This window comes from Roseovarius sp. SCSIO 43702 (assembly GCF_019599045.1).
Classification (GTDB): domain Bacteria; phylum Pseudomonadota; class Alphaproteobacteria; order Rhodobacterales; family Rhodobacteraceae; genus Roseovarius.
Genome location: NZ_CP080623.1, coordinates 1,779,592 through 1,798,876, shown reverse-complemented (window position 1 = coordinate 1,798,876; position 19,285 = coordinate 1,779,592). Strand labels below are relative to the sequence as shown.

The following is a 19,285-nucleotide window of genomic DNA, read 5'->3' as shown; positions in this document are numbered from 1 at the left end:
ATCTCCTGTCGCGGCCCGTTCACCCGTCGCGCGTCACGTCCGTGCCGTAAATCCACTCGAGGCTCCGCATCATCGCGCCCGGCGCCAACCGGCCGGCAAGACGCAGCCCCGCATGTGCGGCCCACCGGACCGGCGGCAGGGCCAGGTGGTACTTGCGCGCGTTCCCCGTCGCCGCATCCACGATCCGGCGCACGCGCGTCTCGCGCTCGGTCCGGTACCGCGCGAAAGCCGCCTTTGGCGTCCCGGCCTCGGCCAGCGCGCGCGCCAGGACCCACGCATCCTCCAGCGCCATGTTGGCCCCCTGCGCCATGAAGGGAAGCGTCGGGTGCAGCGCGTCGCCCAGAAGCGTCACGCCCTCGGCGTGCCAGAACGGCGCCACCGGATGCCGGAACAGCCCCCAGAGATTGACCGTCTCGACCCGCTCCAGCATCCCGCGCACATCCGCGCCGAAATCGGCGAAGGCGGCGCGCAACACCATCGGATCGTCCGTCTGGCTCCAGCTTGCGGCGGCCCAGGCAGCGCGTTCCTGCACCGCCACGAGGTTGAGAAGCCGCCCCTGCCGCAGCGGATAGCTGACGAGGTGGCGATGCGGCCCCATGTGCAGGCGCACGTCATCGCGCCGCCCGGTCTCGTTGGGGATCGTCGCCCGCCATGCCACCTGCCCGGTGAAGAAGGGCGCCACCACACCGTTGAGCGCCGCGCGCGTGACCGAGTTGAGCCCGTCCGCCCCGATCACCACGTCGGCGCCCATCTCGGCGCCCGAGGCCAGCACGATACGCGGCGCGCATCCCGGCCGCACCTCCCGCACCTTCTGAAGCAGAAGCACACGCGCACCCTCGGCCAGCGCGGCACGACGCAGCAGGTCGATCAGGTCGGCGCGGTGGAAAAGGTGAAAGTCCCGGCCCCGCATGTCGACCGTGGTGACCTCGCCCCCGCGATGGTCGCAGAGCGTGACGCCCGAGGCCCTGACAGATTGCGCCGCCACGTCCTCGGCCAGCCCGAGCGCGCGCAGCACCGCGGCGCCGTTGGGGCTGATCTGAAGGCCCGCGCCCACCTCGCGGATCGCCTCCGCCTGCTCGAGAACCGTCACATCGGCTCCCCGCCGCGCCAGCGCGGCCGCCGCGGCAAGTCCGCCGATCCCGGCGCCCACGACGATGATCCGCCGTCCCCTTATCGCACCCGTCGCTTCCGTCATGGCCTCCTCATGAAAACGCCGGGGCATTTCCGCCCCGGCGCTCCCGATTCTCGCGTGCCGCGCGATCAGTCGTCGCGGTGCACCTTCTCGCGGCGCTCGTGACGCTCCTGCGCCTCGAGGCTCATCGTGGCGATCGGACGCGCATCGAGCCGCTTGAGGCTGATGGGCTCGCCCGTCACCTCGCAATATCCGTATTCCCCGTCCTCGATCCGGCGCAGCGCCTGGTCGATCTTGGCGACGAGCTTGCGCTGCCGGTCCCGCGTGCGCAGCTCCAGCGCGCGATCGGTCTCCTCGCTCGCGCGGTCGGCCACGTCGGGAATGGCGCGGGTGCCGTCCTGAAGTCCTTCGATCGTGTCCCGGCTGCCCTCGAGGATCTCGGCCTTCCAGGTCAGCAGTTTCCGGCGGAAATACTCGGTCTGCCGCTCGTTCATGAACGGTTCGTCCTCGACAGGCTGGTAATCCTCCGGCAGAAACACCTCGGACTTCATCTTGGTCTCCTCCTCAACCGCCGTGTCCGTTGTCATCATGATGATTTCTCTCCAGACTACTGGCCCTCTCTCGGCCCGCGTTTACTCCGATCATCGGGGATTGTCACTACTCAATCACACCTGATTGATGTGCCGGGCCAGACAGGGTAGCTTCCCGGTTCACGCGCCTGAATAACTGCCAGAAAAAGGTTGAAATCGCATGAAATTCACCGGCACCGATGCCTATGTGGCCACCGAGGACCTGACCGTCGCCGTCAACGCGGCCATCACGCTCGAGCGTCCGCTCCTCGTCAAGGGCGAGCCGGGCACCGGCAAGACCGAACTCGCCCGCCAGGTCGCGCAGAGCCTCGGGCTCGAGATGATCGAATGGAACATCAAGTCCACGACCCGCGCGGCCCAGGGCCTCTACGAATACGACGCCGTGAGCCGCCTGCGCGACAGCCAGCTCGGCGAGGAGCGCGTGCATGACGTCTCGAACTACATCCGCCGCGGCAAGCTCTGGCAGGCCTTCGCGAGCGAGAAGCGCGTCGTGCTGCTCATCGACGAGATCGACAAGGCCGACATCGAGTTCCCGAACGACCTTCTGCAGGAACTCGACCGGATGGAATTTCACGTCTACGAGACGGGCGAGACGATCACCGCGCGTCATCGCCCGGTCATCATCATCACCTCCAACAACGAGAAGGAGCTGCCCGACGCCTTCCTGCGGCGCTGCTTCTTCCACTACATCCGTTTCCCCGACATGGAGACGCTGAAGAAGATCGTCGAGGTGCACCATCCCGGCATCAAGCCCGCCCTCCTGACCACCGCCCTCACCCAGTTCTACGAGATCCGCGATCAGCAGGGGCTCAAGAAGAAACCCTCGACCTCCGAGGTGCTCGACTGGCTCAAGCTCATCCTCGCCGAGGATCTCTCGCCAGAGGACCTCAAGCGCGACGCGAGCGAGGCGCTCCCCCGCCTGCACGGCGCACTTCTGAAGAACGAGCAGGACGTCCACCTCTTCGAACGTCTCGCCTTCATGGCCCGCCGCGCCCGGTGACGGCACGCGCCGGGACCGGCGTCCCCCCCGCCGTCGCACGGCATCCGACACAATTTCGCCTCAAATGCTTCATACCATGGGCGGGATGACAGTAGATCACGCCGTCATCCCGCCGGCGCGGCGCCTTTCCCCGTGGGCGGCGCGGCTTCGGAGGGAATTGTGCCCGGGGACCTTGCGGCCCTCGGGATCCGTCCGACATCAACAGTCCCCGAGGGTTCATGCGCCGTATCCTTCTTCCCGTTCTCCTGACCCTCGGGGCCTGCACGCCGGGCACGCCGGGCGATGTGCCCTCACGCGCGGCCATGCCCGCGCCCGAGCAACTCGCCTCGATCAAGGTCTTCGCCCACGCCCGCCCCGAGCCGCCCGCGCGCTCCAACGCCGACATCCGCCGCGATTTCCTCGACCTCGCGATGCAGCTCGAATCCGGTCGTCAGCTCCGCACCTTCTCGCGATTCGAGGGGCCGATCCGCGTCCGCGTGACCGGCGCGCCACCCGCGACGCTCATGCCCGATCTGGTGCGCGTGCTGCACCGCCTGCGCCGCGAGGCCGGCATAGACATCGACCTGGCCGGCCGAACCGGCGCCAACATCACCATCCAGGCCATCTCGCGCGCCGCGATCCGCCGCGAACTGCCGCAGGCCGCCTGTTTCGTCGTTCCCAATATCGACGACATCTCTCAATACGGGTCCGCGCGCCGCGCGGGCCGGACGAACTGGTCGGACCTCGTGCGCCGCGAGAAGATCGCGATCTTCCTGCCTTCCGACGCCAGCCCGCAGGAGGTGCGCGACTGCCTGCACGAGGAACTGGCCCAGGCCATCGGCCCGCTCAACGATCTCTATCGGCTGAGCGACAGCGTCTTCAACGACGACAACGTGCATACCGTTCTGACGGGCTTCGACATGCTGATCCTGCGCGCCTTCTACGACCCGGCGCTGCGCTCGGGCATGGGCTACAACGAGGTCGCGAACCGCCTGCCCGCGATCCTCTCGCGGCTCAACCCGCGCGGTGACACGATCCCGCCGCGCCCGGTGAGCGCGACCCCGCGCGCCTGGATCAACGCCATCCAGACCGCGCTCGGCCCCGGCACCCGGCAGGCACAGCGTCAGGCCGCCGCGCAGGAGGCCGTGCGGATCGCCGAGACGATGAACTGGACCGATCACCGACGCGGATTCTCGCATTACGCGCTGGGCCGGATCACGCAATCCTCCGCGCCGGTCTTCGCCCAGAACCATTTCGCCGCCGCCGACGCCTACTACCGCCGCGCGCCCGCCACCGCGATCCACCGCGCCCACGCGGCCTCGCAACTGGCCGCCTACGCCATCACGCAAGGCAAGGGCGAGGCCGCGCTGGCCCTCGTGAACGCGCAGATCCCCGTGGCCGAGCGGCACGAGAACGCCGCCCTTCTCGCCACGCTCATGCTCCTGCGCGCCGAGGCGCTCGATCTCACGGGCCGCGCCTCCGACGCCCGCGCCGTGCGGCTGGACAGCCTGGGCTGGGCGCGCTACGGATACGGGGCCGATTGGGCGGTGCGCGCCAAACAGCGCGAGATCGCGTCGCTCAACCCCTTCAAGGGCTTCTGACGGAGTGCAAGTGTCAATGGTTGTCGCAGTTTCCGCATTCATCGGCGCCGCACTCGGCGCCTACCAGGCCCGTCGCCGCAAGGGGGCGGGTGCCGACATGGCGCAATACGCCCTCGTCTACGCGCTCCTCTTTTCGCTCGCGGCTCTCTTCGCGTCGATCGTGATGGCGCGCATGTCGACCTGACCCGGCATGTTCCTGCCCTTCTTCGAAGAACTGCGAAAGACCGGCGTGCCGGTCTCCCTGCGCGAATTCCTCACCTTCCTGTCGGGCCTGCGCGCCGGGCTCGTGACCTATGACCCGGACGGGTTCTACTATCTCGCGCGCACGTCGCTGGTGAAGGACGAACGCCACATCGACCGCTTCGACCGCGCCTTCGCGGCCAGCTTCTCGGGCCTCGAGAGCATCACGATGGACGAGGTGATGAAGGCCGTGGACCTGCCCGCCGACTGGCTGCGCAAGATGGCCGAGAAACATCTGACCCCCGAGGAGAAAGCCGAGATCGAGGCGCTCGGCGGCTTCGACAAGCTGATGGAGACGCTGAAGGAACGGCTCAAGGAGCAGCAGGGCCGCCACCAGGGCGGCAACAAGTGGATCGGAACGGCGGGCACCTCGCCTTTCGGCGCGTACGGCTACAACCCCGAAGGCATCCGCATCGGCCAGGATGAATCCCGCCACCAGCGCGCGGTGAAGGTCTGGGACAAGCGCGAGTTCCGCAATCTCGACGACAGCATCGAGCTCGGCACACGCAACATCAAGGTGGCCCTCAAGCGCTTGCGCAACTGGGTTCGCGACGGCGCGCACGAGGAACTCGACCTCGACGGCACGATCCGTGCCACCGCCGATCATGGCTATCTCGACGTGGTCACGCGCCCCGAACGGCGCAACGCGGTCAAGCTCCTGCTCTTTCTCGACGTGGGCGGCTCGATGGACCCGCATATCCGCATCGTCGAGGAGCTGTTCTCGGCAGCCCGGGCCGAGTTCAAGCATCTCGAATACTACTATTTCCACAACTGCCTTTACGAAGGCGTCTGGCGCGACAACCGCCGCCGTTGGGACGCGGTCACGCCCACCTGGGAGGTGCTCAACACCTACGGCTCCGACTACAAGTGCATCTTCGTGGGCGACGCCTCCATGTCGCCCTACGAGGTGGCCTATCCCGGCGGCGCCAACGAGCACTGGAACGAGGAAGCGGGCGAAACCTGGCTCAGGCGCGCGCGCGACCAGTGGCCCGCGAATCTCTGGATCAACCCGGTGCCCGAAGCGCATTGGGGCTATACCCAGTCGATCCAGATGATCTCGCAGATCTTCGACGGGCAGATGGTCCCCATGACGCTCGAAGGGCTCGATCGCGGCATGAAGATGCTGGTCCGCTGACCTGCGCGGGTTAATCTGGCGTTAACCTTTGCACCGACGTGATACCGACGTGGATACCGACATGGATACCGACGTGGCTTCTCGGCGCATCGCCCTGTGTTTCATGGCCATCGTGCAACCGCCACCATGCGGGTCTTGTGCGCCGCGCACGCTCCGTTAACCATTCCTGCGACCCTCGGAGACCGCCCATGCTCCTGCGCCTCGCCAATCTTTCGCTGCTCGTCCTCTTTCCCGTGGCGTGGTTCGCACCGCTCCTGCGCGCGGGGCTGCTGCCGCTTTTCGGCCTCTCCGAGATCAGCGTCATTTCGGGGCTGCAATCGCTTTGGCAAACGGACGTGTTCCTCGCGCTCGTGGTGACCGCCTTCGCGCTCTTCGCACCCTATCTCAAGACGATCGGCCTCGCCCTCATCCACTACGGTCTCCTGCGCCGCCGCGTCCTGCCCGTGCTCGCCATCCTGGGCAAGCTCGCGATGGCCGACATCTTCCTCATCGCGCTCTACATCACCATCGCCAGGGGAATTGGCGTGGGCCGGATCGAGACCGCCTGGGGCCTCCATCTCTTCACCGGCTGCATCCTCGCCTCGCTTCTCGTGGGCCACATGACACGCAAACGGGGTTTGACGAAACCCGGCCCGTGAGGCATGAGGCGCCATGGCCAAGACCACCTATTCCTGCAATGCCTGCGGCGCCGTGACGACCAAGTGGTCGGGCCGGTGCGAAGCCTGCGGCGAGTGGAACACGATCACCGAGGATGCGCGGCTTTCCTCTGGTCCGGCCAAGGCGAGCCTCGGAAACGCCAAGGGCAACCGCGTCCCCCTCACGGATCTCACCACCGAGGAATCCGCGTCGCCGCGCACCTGCTCGGGCATCGCGGAACTCGACCGCGTGCTGGGCGGCGGTCTCGTCCCGGCCTCTGCGCTTCTGGTGGGCGGCGATCCGGGCATCGGCAAGTCCACCCTTCTCCTCCAGGCCGCCGCCGCCTTCGCCCGCCAGGGGCTCAAGACGATCTACGTATCGGGCGAGGAAGCCAGCGCACAGGTGCGGATGCGCGCCGAGCGTCTGGGCCTTTCGGACGCGCCCGTGCAGCTTGCCGCCGAGACCAACCTGCGCGACATCCTCACCACGATCGAGGCCGAGAAACCGAGGCTCGTCATCATCGATTCGATCCAGACCATGTGGTCCGACACGGTCGGCTCCGCCCCCGGCTCGGTCAGCCAGGTGCGCGCAGCGGCGCATGAACTGACCTCCTTCGCCAAGCGGCGCGGCGTGTCGGTCGTGCTGGTGGGCCACGTCACCAAGGACGGCCAGATCGCCGGCCCCCGCGTGGTCGAGCACATGGTCGACACGGTGCTCTATTTCGAGGGCGAGCGCGGCCACCAGTTCCGCATCCTGCGCGCGGTCAAGAATCGCTTCGGACCCGCGGACGAGATCGGCGTGTTCGAGATGACCGGGCGCGGCCTTGCAGAAGTCGTTAACCCTTCTGCGCTATTCTTGTCCGAACGTGGCGCACCCGCGCCCGGATCGGTTGTCTTTTCCGGCATCGAGGGCACGCGCCCCGTGCTGGTCGAATTGCAGGCGCTCGTCGCGCCCACCCCCCACGCGCAGCCGCGCCGCGCGGTCGTGGGCTGGGACGGTGCGCGCCTCGCCATGATCCTCGCCGTGCTCGAGGCACGTTGCGGCATCCCCTTCGCGGGGCTCGACGTCTATCTCAACGTGGCGGGCGGGATGAAGATCTCCGAACCCGCCGCCGACCTCGCCGTCGCCGCCGCCCTGCTCTCCGCCCGCGAGGACAGCGCACTTCCGCCCGACACGGTCGTTTTCGGCGAAATCAGCCTCTCCGGCGCCCTCCGCCCGGTAAGCCAGCGCGAAAACAGGTTGAAAGAAGCGCAAAAACTTGGTTTCACCTCGGCCATCCTTCCGTCCGGCGGCAAAGACGCGGGCGGGGCTGGCATGACCTTGACGACAGTGGACGATCTGACGGGTTTCGTGGGTGACATTTTCGGCGCCGGGTAGCGCACAAAAGGGACAGGACCGCCATGGAAGGCTTCACCATCATCGACGGCGTGGTCGCGCTCGTCATCGTGCTCTCGGCCCTGCTGGCCTACAGCCGCGGCTTCGTGCGCGAGGCGCTGGCCATCGGCGGCTGGATCGTGGCGGGTCTTCTGGCCTTCATCTTCGCTCCGCAGGTCGAACCGCTGGTGAAGGAAATCCCCATGGTAGGCGACTTCCTCGGCGACAATTGCGAACTTTCGATGATCGCGGCCTTCGCTGTCGTCTTTGCCGTGGCTCTCATCATCGCGTCACTGATCACGCCGCTCTTCTCGTCTCTGGTGCAGCGTTCGGTGCTGGGCGGGCTCGACCAGGGGATCGGCTTCGTCTTCGGCGTGGCGCGTGGCATCCTTCTCGTGGCGATCGCCTATTTCGTCTACGAGACCGTGGCGGCCAGCCAGGAAATCCGCATGATCGACGACAGCCGCTCGGCCCGCGTCTTCGCGCGCATGACCGGCAAGATCGAGGACGGCAACCCCGAGCAGGCCCTGGGCTGGATCACCCGCCAATACGAGGAACTCGTGGGCGCCTGTGACGCGCCCGAACCGGCCGAGACCGGCACCGGAACCGGCACCGATGAGATCGCGCCCGCGACCGCCACGGAATGAGCACCCACACCGTTCTCATCGCCTCGGCCCTCATGATCGTCACCGGCGTCGCCGTGGCGGTGCAAAGCCCGATCAACGCCGCGATGGGCCGCATCATCGAAAGCTCGCTCGCCGCCGCCACGGTCTCCTTCTTCGTGGGATTCGTGGCGCTTCTGATCCTCACGCTCGCCGTGGGTGACGGGCCGAGCCTGCCGCGCGTGACATCGGTGCCGCCCTGGCTCCTGGTGGGCGGGCTTTTCGGCGCTCTCTTCGTGTGGTCCTCGCTCTGGAGCGTGTCGATCCTCGGCTTGCTCACGCTCACGATCATGGTGGTGCTGGGCCAGGTGGCGGCGGCGATGGTCATCGACTATCTCGGCGCCTTCGGCCTCACCGCGCGCCCCATCTCCATCCCCCGCATCCTCGCGGCCTGCTGCCTCCTGGCGGGGGTTGTATTGTCGCGCTACTGACCCATATCCCGGTCATACCGCATGACCTACTGACTGACGCCACGCCACATTCTGTGATAGTTTCGTGACAGCACGGGTGATCCCGCGTAAACCGGGCCCCATATCGCGCAACGGATTCGGAGCTGCCCTTGTCCCGCCAGATGCCTCCCGCCCATCCCTTCGATGACGACAAGCTCAAGGAGGAATGCGGCGTCTACGGCGTGATCGGCGTTGCCGACGCCGCCAATTTCGTGGCCCTCGGCCTTCACGCGCTACAGCACCGCGGGCAGGAGGCGGGCGGGATCGTCAGCTACCATCCCGACGAGGGCTTCAACAATGCGCGCCGCTTCGGCTACGTGCGCGACAATTTCACCAAGCAATCTCTCATGGAGACCCTGCCCGGCGCGCTCGCCATCGGGCATGTGCGCTACTCCACCGCCGGGGGCAAGGCGCCGGTCATCCGCGACGTGCAGCCCTTCTTCGGCGAATTCGCCATGGGCGGCGCCGCCATCGCGCATAACGGCAACATCACCAATGCCAACGCGCTGCGGCGGGAACTGATCGAGCGCGGCTCGATCTTCCAGTCCAATTCCGACAGCGAATGCATCATCCACCTCATGGCGCGCTCGCTGCAAAAGACGATCCCCGACCGGATGGAGGATGCGCTGCGCCGGGTCGAGGGGGCGTTCTCCGTGGTCGCCATGACCCGCACCAAGCTCATCGGCGTGCGCGATCCGCTGGGGGTGCGTCCGCTGGTGCTGGGCCAGATCGGCGACGGCTGGGTGCTCTCCTCCGAGACCTGCGCGCTCGACATCATCGGCGCCCGTTACGTGCGCGAGATCGAACCGGGCGAGATGGTCGTCATCACCGACGAGGGCGTCGAAAGCCGCCGCCCCTTCCGCCAGGCCAGTTCGCGTTTCTGCATCTTCGAACACGTCTATTTCTCGCGCCCCGATTCGATCTATGGCGGTCGCTCCGTTTACGAGACCCGCCGCCAGATCGGCGTGGAGCTCGCGCGCGAAGCGCCGGTCGAGGCCGATCTCGTCTGCCCGGTTCCCGACGGCGGCACGCCCGCGGCCATCGGCTACAGCCAGGAAAGCGGCATCCCCTACGGGATGGGGATCACCCGCAACCAGTATATGGGCCGCACCTTCATCGAGCCGACCGAGCAGATCCGCAACATGGGCGTGCGGCTCAAGCTGAACGTCAACCGCGCCCTCATCGAGGGCAAGCGCGTGATCCTCGTCGACGATTCGGTCGTGCGCGGCACCACCAGCCGCAAGATCAAGGACATGATCCTTGATGCCGGCGCCGCCGAGGTGCATTTCCGCATCGCCTCGCCCCCGACCGCCTGGCCGTGCTTCTACGGCGTGGACACGCCCGAGCGCGACAAGCTTCTGGCGGCGACCATGTCGGAGGACGAGATGCGCGAACATCTCGCGGTGGACAGCCTCAAGTTCATCTCGCTCGACGGGCTCTACCGCGCCGTGGGCGAGGCCGAAGGCCGCAATTCCGAATGCCCCCAGTATTGCGATGCATGCTTCTCGGGCGAATACCCGGTGGCCCCCTCCGACCAGATCGAGAACGGTTTCGAACTGAAGGCGGCTGAATAACCCCACGCCCTGCGACGCAACGTCACCCGGCACCGACCGGCGGTTTCAAGCGCAGCGCGCGCCGCGGCGCGGCATCATGTTGCCGACCGCGCGCAACCCCGGTTCACCTCTCCGCCTGCCTGTCCTAGATGCGCGGCATCGGCCGCTTCGCGCGGCACGGGCCCGACCGGCCCTGGACAGACATTCAGGAGAGACAGACACATGGCCGAAGCCACCCCGACCCCCGACAACGTGGGCGCCGCTGCCACCCGTCGCGGCGCTCTCCCGACCAATGCGCTCACCCTCGTGGGCACCTTCGTCAAGACCCGTCCCGAGGCGCTCATCCGTCATCGCTCGGGCCAGATCGAGAAGGTGACGCTGGGCGACACGGTCGCCCGTCAGACGGTCGTCGCGATCAATGACGGCCTCCTGGTTCTCATGCGCAATGGCAAGGTCTCGCGCCTCACCATGCCCACCGGCTGAACCGCTACTCGCGGGGGCGCGATTTCCAGCCGCCCCGCCGTCGCGGGCGGTCCGCGCCCTTCTGCCCCTCGCGCAGCACCTGCGTCATCGGATGATCGCCATGCTCACCGGCATAGCGCTCCAGAAGCGCCGCGATGTCGGCCTGCGTGTCGCGGCCTGTGTCCATCGACAGCGCCCAGTCAAGAAAGATCGACCGGCATTCGCCCGGCCCGATCCCCTCGATCCTGTAGCTTTCGCGGATGAGCCCCTTGGGGTCCAGCGGATCGCGCTCTCTCATGTCCTCTCCTCCGGCACGCGGGCCAGCGCCGCGTCGATGGCCCCCTCGGCGGCCTCGGCACACTCTGCCAGCCGCGCGACGAGACTGTCCATGCTTTCGGTGTCCGAGACCCGCAGGAGATAGCTCTCCGCGCTCCCGCTCACCCGGTCGGGATCAGGCGCGCGCTCGCTCAGAAGCCGCGCGGCCATCATCACCTCCCAGCACAGCGCGTAGGAGGCGCCAAGCGCATCTCTCTCCGCGTCGCTCAGCCAGCCGATCGCGACACCGAGGTCGAGCGCCGCTTCCACTTTCCGCGCATCGCCGCGCGCCAGAAGCACCGCCGCCTGCGCTACCAGCTCGATATCCTGAAGCCGTCCCGGCCCAAGCTTCACGTCAAGCGGCCCTTCGGGCGGCTTCGCCGCGCGAATGCGCGCGCGCATCTCGGCCACCTCCTCCAGCACCTTCGCCGCCTCCACCGGCCGCGACAGAAGCTCACGGCGGAAGGCTGCGATGTCCTCGCAGAGCGCCGCGTCGCCCGCGATGGGCCGCGCACGGGTCAGCGCGAGGTGCTCCCACACCCAGGCCTCCTCCTGCTGGTAGGTCTTGAACGCGGGCCAGGCCGTCGCGACCGGCCCCTGGTTGCCCGACGGACGCAGCCGCATGTCCACCTCGTAAAGCCGCCCCTCGGCGGTCTGCGCCGTGATCGCGGTGATGAGCGCCTGCGTAAGCCGCGCGTAGTAGGTCCGCGTGGCCAGCGGTTTGCGGCCGTCCGAGGCTTCCACCCCTTCCGCGTCGTAGATCACGATAAGATCGAGATCCGACCCCGCGTTGAGCCGCCCCGCCCCGAGCGAGCCCATGGCCACCACCGCCGCGCCCCGCCCCGGCGGCGGACCATGCCGGCGCGCGAACTGGGCCACCACGTCGGGAAAAAGCGCCGCGACCACCGCTTCGGCCAATTCGCCGTATTGCTCCCCCGCACGCGCACCGTCGATGAGACCCCGCAGGTGATGCACCCCCACCCGGAACAGCCATTCCCGCCGCCAGCGCCGCGCGGCATCGAGCTTGCGCTCGTAATCGCCTTCCTGCGCCAGCGCATCCTCCGCGTCCGCCCTGAGGCCGTCGAGGCCCGGCCAGGGCGCAAAGAAGTCCCCCGCGATCACCGCGTCGAACACGCCGGGATTGCGCGACAGGTAGCTCGCCAGCGCCGGCGCCGTGCCCGCGATGTCGAGAAGAAGGTCGATGAGCTGCGGATTGGCCTCGAAAAGCGACAGAAGCTGCACCCCGGCCGGAAGCCCCGCCAGGAAACCGTCCAGCGCCACCAGCGCCTCCTGCGGTCGCGTGGCCGCAGCAAGGCGGTTGAGGATGGTGGGTCTGATGCGGTTGAAGATCTCGGTGGCCCGCGCCGAGCGCAACGCCGGGTAGCCGGGCCAGCGCGCGATGATCGTGCGGTCGAGGTCTACGCCCTGCGCGGGCGGTTCTTCGTCGGCACCTTCCGGCGCGAAGAACCGCTCGATGATCGCGTCCACCCGCTTCAGCCGGTCGAGAAGCTCCCCCTCGAACTCCGCGCGTTCGCGCCCCATGAAGTCGGCCAGCCGCTCGAACTCGTCATCGGAGGACGGAAGATCATGCGTCTGCGCATCGCGCAGCATTTGCAGGCGGTGCTCCACCTCGCGGTGGAACCTGTAATGCTCGGTCAACTCCTCGGCCACCTCGCCCGGCACCCATCCGCCCTCGGCCAGCCGCGCCAAACCCTCGACCGTGCCGCGCACGCGCAAGGAGCGGTCCCGTCCGCCTGCGATGATCTGGCGCGTCTGGGTGAAGAACTCGATCTCGCGGATGCCGCCCCGGCCCAGCTTCATGTTGTGTCCCGAGAGGCGCAGACCGCGCCCGAACCCCTTCGCCTGCCGGATCCTGAGCCGCATGTTGTGCGCGTCCTCGATCGCCGCGAAATCGAGGTGCCGACGCCACACGAAAGGCTTCAGCGTTGCGAGGAACCGCTGGCCCGCCTCGATGTCGCCGGCCGCCGGCCGCGCCTTGATATAGGAGGCACGCTCCCAGGTCCGGCCCAGGCTTTCGTAATAGGTCTCGGCGGCGGCCATCGACATGCAGACCGGGGTCACGCTCGGATCCGGCCTGAGCCGCAGGTCCGTGCGAAAGACATAGCCCTCCGCGGTCCGGTCGCTCAGCGTGGCACACATCCGCCGCGTGGCCCGCACGAACGACGCGCGCGCCTCCGGTATGTCGCCCGGTTCGAACCGGGTCTCGTCGAAGAGGCAGATGAGGTCGATATCCGAGCTGTAATTCAGCTCGCGCGCGCCCATCTTTCCCATGGCCAGCACGACCATCCCGCCGGCCGTGTCGAGATCTGCCTCCTCCTGCCCCGGCAGCTTGCCCCGAGCGATCTCGCGGCCCACGGCCTCGCGCAGGGCCATCTGCACCGCGAGATCGGCGAAATCCGAAAGCCGCGCCGTCACCTCCTCCAAGGGCCAGACACCGCCAAGGTCAGCGAGCCCGATCAGAAGCGCCACGCGCCCCTTCGCACGTCGCAACCCCCGGCCAAGCTCGGTAGGTTCGAGCCTGCGCACTTCCTCCATGACCGCGTCGAAACTCGCCTCGGGTTCCTCCAGCGCGTCCGGCAGCCACGCGGCCTCGCGCAGGATGAGCCCGTGCAGGTAGGGGCTGCACCCCCCGGCCCCGGCGACGAGCGCCTCCACCGGCTTTGAAAGGTCAGGCAGCGCCGCGCGCACCTCCTCCGCCGCGTCCGGATCATGGGGCGCCGGATGGCGCGTGAGACGTCGATCGAAGCTCATGACGCGGAACCTTCCCCGCCCTACGCGCCAAGGTCAACGGCTGAAATGCGCCGATGGGCGGACGGCGCGCCGCACCCGATGTGAAAAAGATTCACATAAACCCTTGCAGCTGACTCGGCCAATTCCCATTTCCGATGCAGGATGTGAAACGCCTTCACATAAGATGCAACCTGACGAAAAGGGACTTTCCCATGACGACATTCGCCTCCCAAGGCCATTGCCGCGGCCCGATGGCGGCACTTGGACGCGCCGAAGGCTGGCTCGATTCCAAGGGCCGCGCCGCCTGGATCGCCGCGATGGTTCTGGGCTTCATCTTCTTCTGGCCCGTCGGCCTCGCGCTCCTGGGCTACATGATCTGGAAGGGTAAAATGACCTGCTCGAAATCCTCGATGACCTCCCCGATGTCCACCGGCTTCGCCGCCCCCTCCTCTGGCAACAGCGCCTTCGACGCCTACCGCGCCGACACGCTGCGCCGCCTCGAGGAGGAACAGAAGGCCTTCGAAGACTTCCTCGACCGGCTCCGCCAGGCCAAGGACAAGTCGGAATTCGACCAGTTCATGGACGAACGTGCCCGCGCCGCCAATGCCCGCGCCGAAGACGATACCCCGCGCGAGGCATGATGCGACCCGATATTTCCTCGACCGGCCCCCACCCGGGGCCGGAGATGTCCGACCCCCCTCGCACCGCGCTCGTGGACTGGCACCTGCCCGACCCCGAGCGCGCGCCCGAATTCTACGCCGATGTGCCGCTCAAGCGGCTTCTGGCCTTCGTCATCGACAGCGCGGTCATCTTCGCGCTGAGCCTCTTCGCGGTGGTCCTCACGGCCTTTATCGGGCTTTTCTTCTTCCCGTTTCTCTTTCTCTGCCTCGGCTTCGTCTATCGCTGGGTCACGATTTCGCGCGCCTTCGCGACCTGGGGGATGCGGCTCATGGGGATCGAGTTCCGCCGCGCCGACGGCACGCGGCTCGACGGGATGACGGCGGCACTGCACACCGGGCTCTTCACGCTCGCTTGCGCGATGCCGGTCATACAGCTCGTGTCGATGGGCTTCATGGCCTTCCACCCGCGCGGCCAGGGCCTGCCCGACATCATGCTCGACACGACCGCGCTCAACTGTCGCGCACGGGGCTGAGGTCTTTTCCGCGGGCGCGCCCGGCCTATCTCTGCGGTTGGCACGAATGACTTGGCGCGCCCGCGCTTCATTGCTACCGTGCCCGCACCGACCGGACCCGACGACGAGAGACCATGCGCCACACGCTGCCCATCGCGCCCCAATTCTACGTGACCGCGCCCCAGCCCTGCCCCTACCTGGCGGGCCGGATGGAGCGCAAGCTCTTCACCGCGCTGCAAGGCCCCGAGGCACAGCGCCTCAACGATACGCTCTCGCAGCAGGGGTTCCGCCGCTCGCAGAACGTGCTCTATCGCCCCGCCTGCGCCGATTGCGCGGCCTGCCTCTCGGCGCGGATCGACGTCGCGGCCTTCACCCCGTCGAAATCCCAGAAACGCGCGCTTCGGCGCAATGCCAACCTCTCGCGCCGGACAAGCTCTCCCTGGGCCACCGAGGAACAGTTCGCGTTGTTCCGCAGCTATCTCGAGGAACGCCACGCGGCAGGCGGCATGGCCGATATGGACGCGTTCGAATTCGCCGCGATGGTCGAAGAGACCCCGGTGCGCACGCGCGTCATCGAATACACCGACGACGAGACCGGCGACTTGATGGCGACCTCGCTCACCGACGTGCTCGAGGACGGGGTGAGCATGGTCTATTCCTTCTTCGAGCCCGGCTTGCAGAAACGCAGCCCCGGCACCTACCTCATCCTCGATCACATCCACCTCGCGCGCGAGATGGGCCTGCCTTACGTCTATCTCGGCTACTGGGTGCCCGGCAGTCCCAAGATGGGTTACAAGGCGCGCTTCTCGGGGCTCGAGGTTCATGTCGGCGGCAAGTGGGAGAAGATGCGCGATCCGGCCGATTACGATACGAAGGCGCACCCCCTGCGCAACGATCCAATCGCCGAACAGGTGGCCGACATCACCCTGCCCGACAACATGGCCCGCCACGTCCAGCGAGGCTGAGCACCGGTCCCGGGCTCGTGACACGCCGGCCCGGCTTATCCTCGCGGCGCTCGCGCGCGGCGGCCGAAGCCCGCGTCAAAGCCGTGGGCCGTCCGATAGAATCGCAGGTTCGTCCACACCACCCAGCCCGGGTCATCGCGGCGATATGGACGGAACGTCACGCGGCGACCTTCCGACCTCACAGCCGGTCCACCGCCTCCGCGAACCGCACGACCTCGGCTTCGGTGTTGAAGTAATGCACCGAGGCGCGCAGCAGCGCGTCGATTCCCCGCGGCCCGAGGTCGAGCCGCGCGGAACTCACCTGCGACACCGACACGTTGATACCTTCCTCGCGCAGCCGCGCGGCCATCTCGGCGGGCGCGATACCCTCCTTGCGCAGGGTCACGATTCCGCATTTGCGCGCGCCACGATCATGCACGCTGACGCCCCGCAGCCCGTCCAGCGCCTCGCGCAGTTGCTGGCCAAGCGTCTCGACCCGCGCCTCGATCGCCGCCATCCCGATCCCGCGCGCGTAACGCACCGCCGCCATCAATCCCACGCGCCCCGCGACGAAACTCTCCCAGGTCTCGAAGCGCCGCGCGCCCGGCGCCATTTCGTAGCTGTCGGGGCCGGTCCAGTTGGCCGCGCGCAAATCGAGGAAGGGCGGGTCGATCCGTTCCACCACCTCGCACCGCACCCACAGGAACCCGGTCCCGCGCGGCCCGCGCAGGAACTTGCGCCCCGTGCCCGACAGGATGTCGCACCCGATCCGCGCCACGTCCACGTCGATCTGGCCCACCGACTGGCAGGCATCGAGCATGTAGAGCACGCCATGCGCCCGCGCGATCCGTCCCACGTCCTCGGCGGGATTCACGAGGCCGCCCTGCGTCGGCACATGCGTGATCGCGATGAGCTTCGTCTCCGGTCGGATCGCCCGTTCGAGCGCCGCCACGTCGATCTGCCCCGTCTCGTCCGACCCTACCACGTCGATCTCGAAGCCCCGCCGCTCCGCCTGCTGCAAGAGCGCGAGGTAGTTCGAGACATATTCCGACCCATGCGTGATGACCCGGTCGCCGGGCCCAAGCTCCAACCCGTAGAACGCCATGTCCCAGGCGCGCGTCGCGTTCTCGACATAGGCGATTTCCTCGGAACGCCCGTTCAGCAGCGCCGCGAACTCGTCGTAGAACGCGGTCAGATCGGCCGCCGCCCGGCGCTCGGCCTCATAGCCGCCCAGGGCGACTTCGTCGTCGAGCACGCCCTGCAACGCCGCCACCACCGGCAGAGGCATGAGCGATGCGCCCGCATTGTTGAAATGCAGCACGTGCTCGCAGGCAGGCGTCTCGGCCCTCACCGTCTCGATATCCATTCCGCTCCCCTTCCGATCCGCGCGCCATCTCTCCACGCGCCGGCCGCCCTTGTCCAGCAAGCGACGACCAGCGCGCCAGAAAAGTGTTGCGCCCGCACCCGCCTTGGCCTTCCATGAACCCCGAGCGGGAGGGGGCATCATGCGCGCGCGGTTTACGGCAATCGGTCTCGGCATCCTCGACTGGGCGGTCATCGTGCTCATGCTGGCCATCGTGGCGCAGGTCGCGCTTTCGGCGCTCGACATCAACCCGGTGGCGAGTTTCGACCGCGCGCTGCCCCTTCTCGGACGGGGGATCACGCTCAATTCCCTGCTCGACCTGCAATGGCATCTCCTCGTGCTCATCGGCCTTTTGCCGGCGGGCATCGTCTGGCTCGGTGAAGGTCATGTGCGGGTCGACTTCCTTTATCAGGCCCGCAGCCCGCGCTGGCAGGCCCGCACCGACCTCATCGGTCACGCGCTCTTCGCGGTGCCGTTCTTTGCACTGATGGTTCCCGCATCCTCGGCCTTCATGCTCCGCGCCTGGTCCTCCGACGAGGGCGGGCGCAATGGCGGGCTCGACGATCTCTGGCTCGTCAAGTCGCTCCTGCCACTCGGCCTTGCCCTTCTCGCCGCGGCGATCCTGGTCGAGACCTGGCGCCTACTGCGCCGCGCCCGATGACCGACGCCGCCCTCCCCCTCGCCATGGCCGGACTGACCCTCGCGGGCATCCTCGCAGGCTACCGCGTGGGCATGGTGCTGGGCGGCGCGGCGGCGCTCTTCGTGCTGATCTCGGACCTGCCCATTGCCTACTTCTCGCTCCTGACTAGCCGCATCTATGCAAACGTCCTGTCGAACTGGCTTCTGGTGGCAATCCCGATGTTCATCTTCATGGGCCTCGTGCTGGAAATGTCTGGCGTGGCCGAGCGCAGTTTGCGCGCAGCGCAACGCGCCCTGGGCGGAAGCGCCGCGGGCATGGGGCTTTCGGTGCTCGTGATCGGCGTCCTTCTCGCAGCGTCATCGGGGATCGTCGGCGCGTCGGTCGTGCTTCTGGCGCTCCTCGCGCTCCCGCGGCTCGAAGAGGCGGGCTTCGACAAGCCCACCGCGGCGGGGCTTGTCGCGTCCTCCGGCACACTCGCCATCCTCATCCCGCCCTCGGTGATGCTGATCGTGCTGGGCGATCAACTCGGCGCGCCGGTCCCGGCGATGTTCGCAGGCGCCATCGGGCCGGGTCTCGTGCTTGTCGCGGTCTACGGCGCCTTCGTTGTCTGGCGGGCACGCGGCCTGCCCCGGCTCGACCGGGCGGCGCGCGTCCACCCTTTGCGCCTGCTGCTCGATCTCGGCCCGCTCCTACTGCTGATCATCGCGGTGCTGGGTTCGATCATCGCCGGGCTCGCCACGCCGACCGAGGCATCGGGTCTGGGGGCCTTCGGCGCGGTCATCGTCACCGCGCTCTACCGCCGCTTCGACGTCACCACGATCCTCGCAGCCGCACGCCGGACGGTGACGACCACCTCCATGGTGCTTTTCGTGATGATCGGCGCGACCTGCTTCTCGGCGGTGTTCAAGGGGCTGGGTGGTGACGACCTCGTCGAGGCGGGCGTCACGCTCTTCGGCAGCTCTCCCTACGCGGTCCTCGCCACCGTCATGGGCGCGATCTTCCTCCTCGGCTTCGTGCTCGACTGGCTCGAGATCACGCTCATCCTCATGCCGATCTTCGCGCCCATCGTGGCGGGGCTCGACTTCGGGAGCGGGCTCACCGGTCAGGCGCTGCTCGTGTGGTTCGGGGTGCTGGTGGCGGTCAACCTGCAAACCTCCTTCCTCACTCCGCCCTTCGGCTTTTCGCTCTTCTACCTCCGCGGCGCCGCGGGCGATCGGCTCACGACGCGGCAGATCTATCGCGGAGTGGCGCCTTTCGTGGCGCTTCAACTGCTGGTGCTCGCCCTGCTCATCGCCTTCCCAGTGCTCGTCACCGGCCTGATCTGACC

Annotated in this window: 20 protein-coding genes; 15 read left to right on the top strand and 5 right to left on the bottom strand. The window is 67.8% G+C overall.

Features of this window, described 5'->3' with window-relative positions; all coding sequences use genetic code 11:
* Nucleotides 1-19: 19 nt before the first annotated feature.
* Entirely contained in the window at nucleotides 20-1,195 is a 1,176-nt protein-coding gene (locus K1T73_RS08825; protein ID WP_220603538.1) for an FAD-dependent monooxygenase, read from the bottom strand.
* A gap of 65 nt (nucleotides 1,196-1,260) precedes the next feature.
* On the bottom strand, nucleotides 1,261-1,683 hold the full coding sequence (gene dksA / locus K1T73_RS08820) for an RNA polymerase-binding protein DksA (protein ID WP_220603681.1): 423 nt from the start codon (nucleotides 1,681-1,683) through the stop codon (nucleotides 1,261-1,263).
* Nucleotides 1,684-1,882: 199 nt separating this feature from the next.
* Here dksA and K1T73_RS08815 point away from each other — a divergent pair, with 199 nt between their 5' ends.
* The 10 genes from K1T73_RS08815 to K1T73_RS08770 all read left to right on the top strand — a co-directional run bounded on the left by K1T73_RS08815 (nucleotide 1,883) and on the right by K1T73_RS08770 (nucleotide 10,834).
* Nucleotides 1,883-2,722, top strand: coding sequence for a MoxR family ATPase (locus tag K1T73_RS08815; protein ID WP_220603537.1), 840 nt, complete (start codon nucleotides 1,883-1,885; stop codon nucleotides 2,720-2,722).
* 218 nt (nucleotides 2,723-2,940) lie between these two features.
* Nucleotides 2,941-4,302: a DUF2927 domain-containing protein gene (locus K1T73_RS08810; RefSeq protein WP_220603536.1), complete on the top strand. Its 1,362-nt coding sequence runs from the start codon at nucleotides 2,941-2,943 to the stop codon at nucleotides 4,300-4,302.
* A 16-nt stretch (nucleotides 4,303-4,318) separates the two neighbouring features.
* Entirely contained in the window at nucleotides 4,319-4,486 is a 168-nt protein-coding gene (locus tag K1T73_RS08805; protein WP_220603535.1) for a hypothetical protein, read from the top strand.
* Nucleotides 4,487-4,492: 6 nt separating this feature from the next.
* The gene (locus K1T73_RS08800; RefSeq protein ID WP_220603534.1) at nucleotides 4,493-5,677 is read left to right on the top strand and encodes a VWA domain-containing protein; all 1,185 of its coding nucleotides are present in this window, start codon (nucleotides 4,493-4,495) and stop codon (nucleotides 5,675-5,677) included.
* 188 nt (nucleotides 5,678-5,865) lie between these two features.
* A complete protein-coding gene (locus tag K1T73_RS08795) occupies nucleotides 5,866-6,315 on the top strand; it encodes a paraquat-inducible protein A (protein ID WP_220603533.1) in 450 nt (149 codons plus the stop codon).
* A 13-nt stretch (nucleotides 6,316-6,328) separates the two neighbouring features.
* Nucleotides 6,329-7,690: a DNA repair protein RadA gene (gene radA / locus K1T73_RS08790; protein WP_220603532.1), complete on the top strand. Its 1,362-nt coding sequence runs from the start codon at nucleotides 6,329-6,331 to the stop codon at nucleotides 7,688-7,690.
* Between the two features lie 23 nt (nucleotides 7,691-7,713).
* Entirely contained in the window at nucleotides 7,714-8,334 is a 621-nt protein-coding gene (locus tag K1T73_RS08785) for a CvpA family protein (RefSeq protein ID WP_220603531.1), read from the top strand.
* Nucleotides 8,331-8,780 (top strand): DMT family transporter, encoded by a 450-nt coding sequence (locus K1T73_RS08780; protein ID WP_220603530.1) that lies wholly within the window; start codon nucleotides 8,331-8,333, stop codon nucleotides 8,778-8,780. The genes K1T73_RS08785 and K1T73_RS08780 overlap by 4 nt, the downstream gene beginning before the upstream one ends.
* Nucleotides 8,781-8,920: 140 nt before the next feature.
* A complete protein-coding gene (gene purF / locus K1T73_RS08775; protein ID WP_220603680.1) occupies nucleotides 8,921-10,372 on the top strand; it encodes an amidophosphoribosyltransferase in 1,452 nt (483 codons plus the stop codon).
* A gap of 201 nt (nucleotides 10,373-10,573) precedes the next feature.
* Nucleotides 10,574-10,834, top strand: a complete 261-nt coding sequence (locus K1T73_RS08770) for an amidophosphoribosyltransferase (RefSeq protein ID WP_259400508.1) — start codon at nucleotides 10,574-10,576, stop codon at nucleotides 10,832-10,834.
* A 4-nt stretch (nucleotides 10,835-10,838) separates the two neighbouring features.
* Here the strand turns inward: K1T73_RS08770 and K1T73_RS08765 are convergent, their stop codons facing one another.
* Both K1T73_RS08765 and K1T73_RS08760 read right to left on the bottom strand, forming a co-directional pair.
* Nucleotides 10,839-11,111, bottom strand: coding sequence for a hypothetical protein (locus tag K1T73_RS08765; RefSeq protein WP_220603529.1), 273 nt, complete (start codon nucleotides 11,109-11,111; stop codon nucleotides 10,839-10,841).
* The gene (locus tag K1T73_RS08760; RefSeq protein ID WP_220603528.1) at nucleotides 11,108-13,900 is read right to left on the bottom strand and encodes a glutamine-synthetase adenylyltransferase; all 2,793 of its coding nucleotides are present in this window, start codon (nucleotides 13,898-13,900) and stop codon (nucleotides 11,108-11,110) included. Before K1T73_RS08760 ends, K1T73_RS08765 begins: the two co-directional genes overlap by 4 nt.
* A 191-nt stretch (nucleotides 13,901-14,091) precedes the next feature.
* On the opposite strand from K1T73_RS08760, the gene K1T73_RS08755 reads away from it, so the two are divergent.
* From K1T73_RS08755 to K1T73_RS08745, 3 genes are all read left to right on the top strand, one after another.
* On the top strand, nucleotides 14,092-14,520 hold the full coding sequence (locus K1T73_RS08755) for a DUF2852 domain-containing protein (RefSeq protein ID WP_220603527.1): 429 nt from the start codon (nucleotides 14,092-14,094) through the stop codon (nucleotides 14,518-14,520).
* Nucleotides 14,521-14,564: 44 nt separating this feature from the next.
* Nucleotides 14,565-15,032 (top strand): RDD family protein, encoded by a 468-nt coding sequence (locus tag K1T73_RS08750; protein ID WP_220603526.1) that lies wholly within the window; start codon nucleotides 14,565-14,567, stop codon nucleotides 15,030-15,032.
* A 113-nt stretch (nucleotides 15,033-15,145) separates the two neighbouring features.
* On the top strand, nucleotides 15,146-15,976 hold the full coding sequence (locus tag K1T73_RS08745) for an arginyltransferase (RefSeq protein WP_220603525.1): 831 nt from the start codon (nucleotides 15,146-15,148) through the stop codon (nucleotides 15,974-15,976).
* A 178-nt stretch (nucleotides 15,977-16,154) separates the two neighbouring features.
* Here K1T73_RS08745 and K1T73_RS08740 read toward each other — a convergent pair whose 3' ends face one another.
* The gene (locus K1T73_RS08740; RefSeq protein ID WP_220603524.1) at nucleotides 16,155-17,321 is read right to left on the bottom strand and encodes an aminotransferase class V-fold PLP-dependent enzyme; all 1,167 of its coding nucleotides are present in this window, start codon (nucleotides 17,319-17,321) and stop codon (nucleotides 16,155-16,157) included.
* A gap of 139 nt (nucleotides 17,322-17,460) precedes the next feature.
* Between K1T73_RS08740 and K1T73_RS08735 the strand changes: the two genes are divergently transcribed.
* Nucleotides 17,461-17,979 carry a TRAP transporter small permease subunit gene (locus K1T73_RS08735; protein WP_220603523.1) on the top strand — a complete coding sequence of 173 codons (519 nt, stop codon included), beginning with the start codon at nucleotides 17,461-17,463 and terminating at the stop codon, nucleotides 17,977-17,979.
* Nucleotides 17,976-19,283, top strand: a complete 1,308-nt coding sequence (locus tag K1T73_RS08730; RefSeq protein ID WP_259400507.1) for a TRAP transporter large permease subunit — start codon at nucleotides 17,976-17,978, stop codon at nucleotides 19,281-19,283. The genes K1T73_RS08735 and K1T73_RS08730 overlap by 4 nt, the downstream gene beginning before the upstream one ends.
* Nucleotides 19,284-19,285 lie beyond the last annotated feature (2 nt).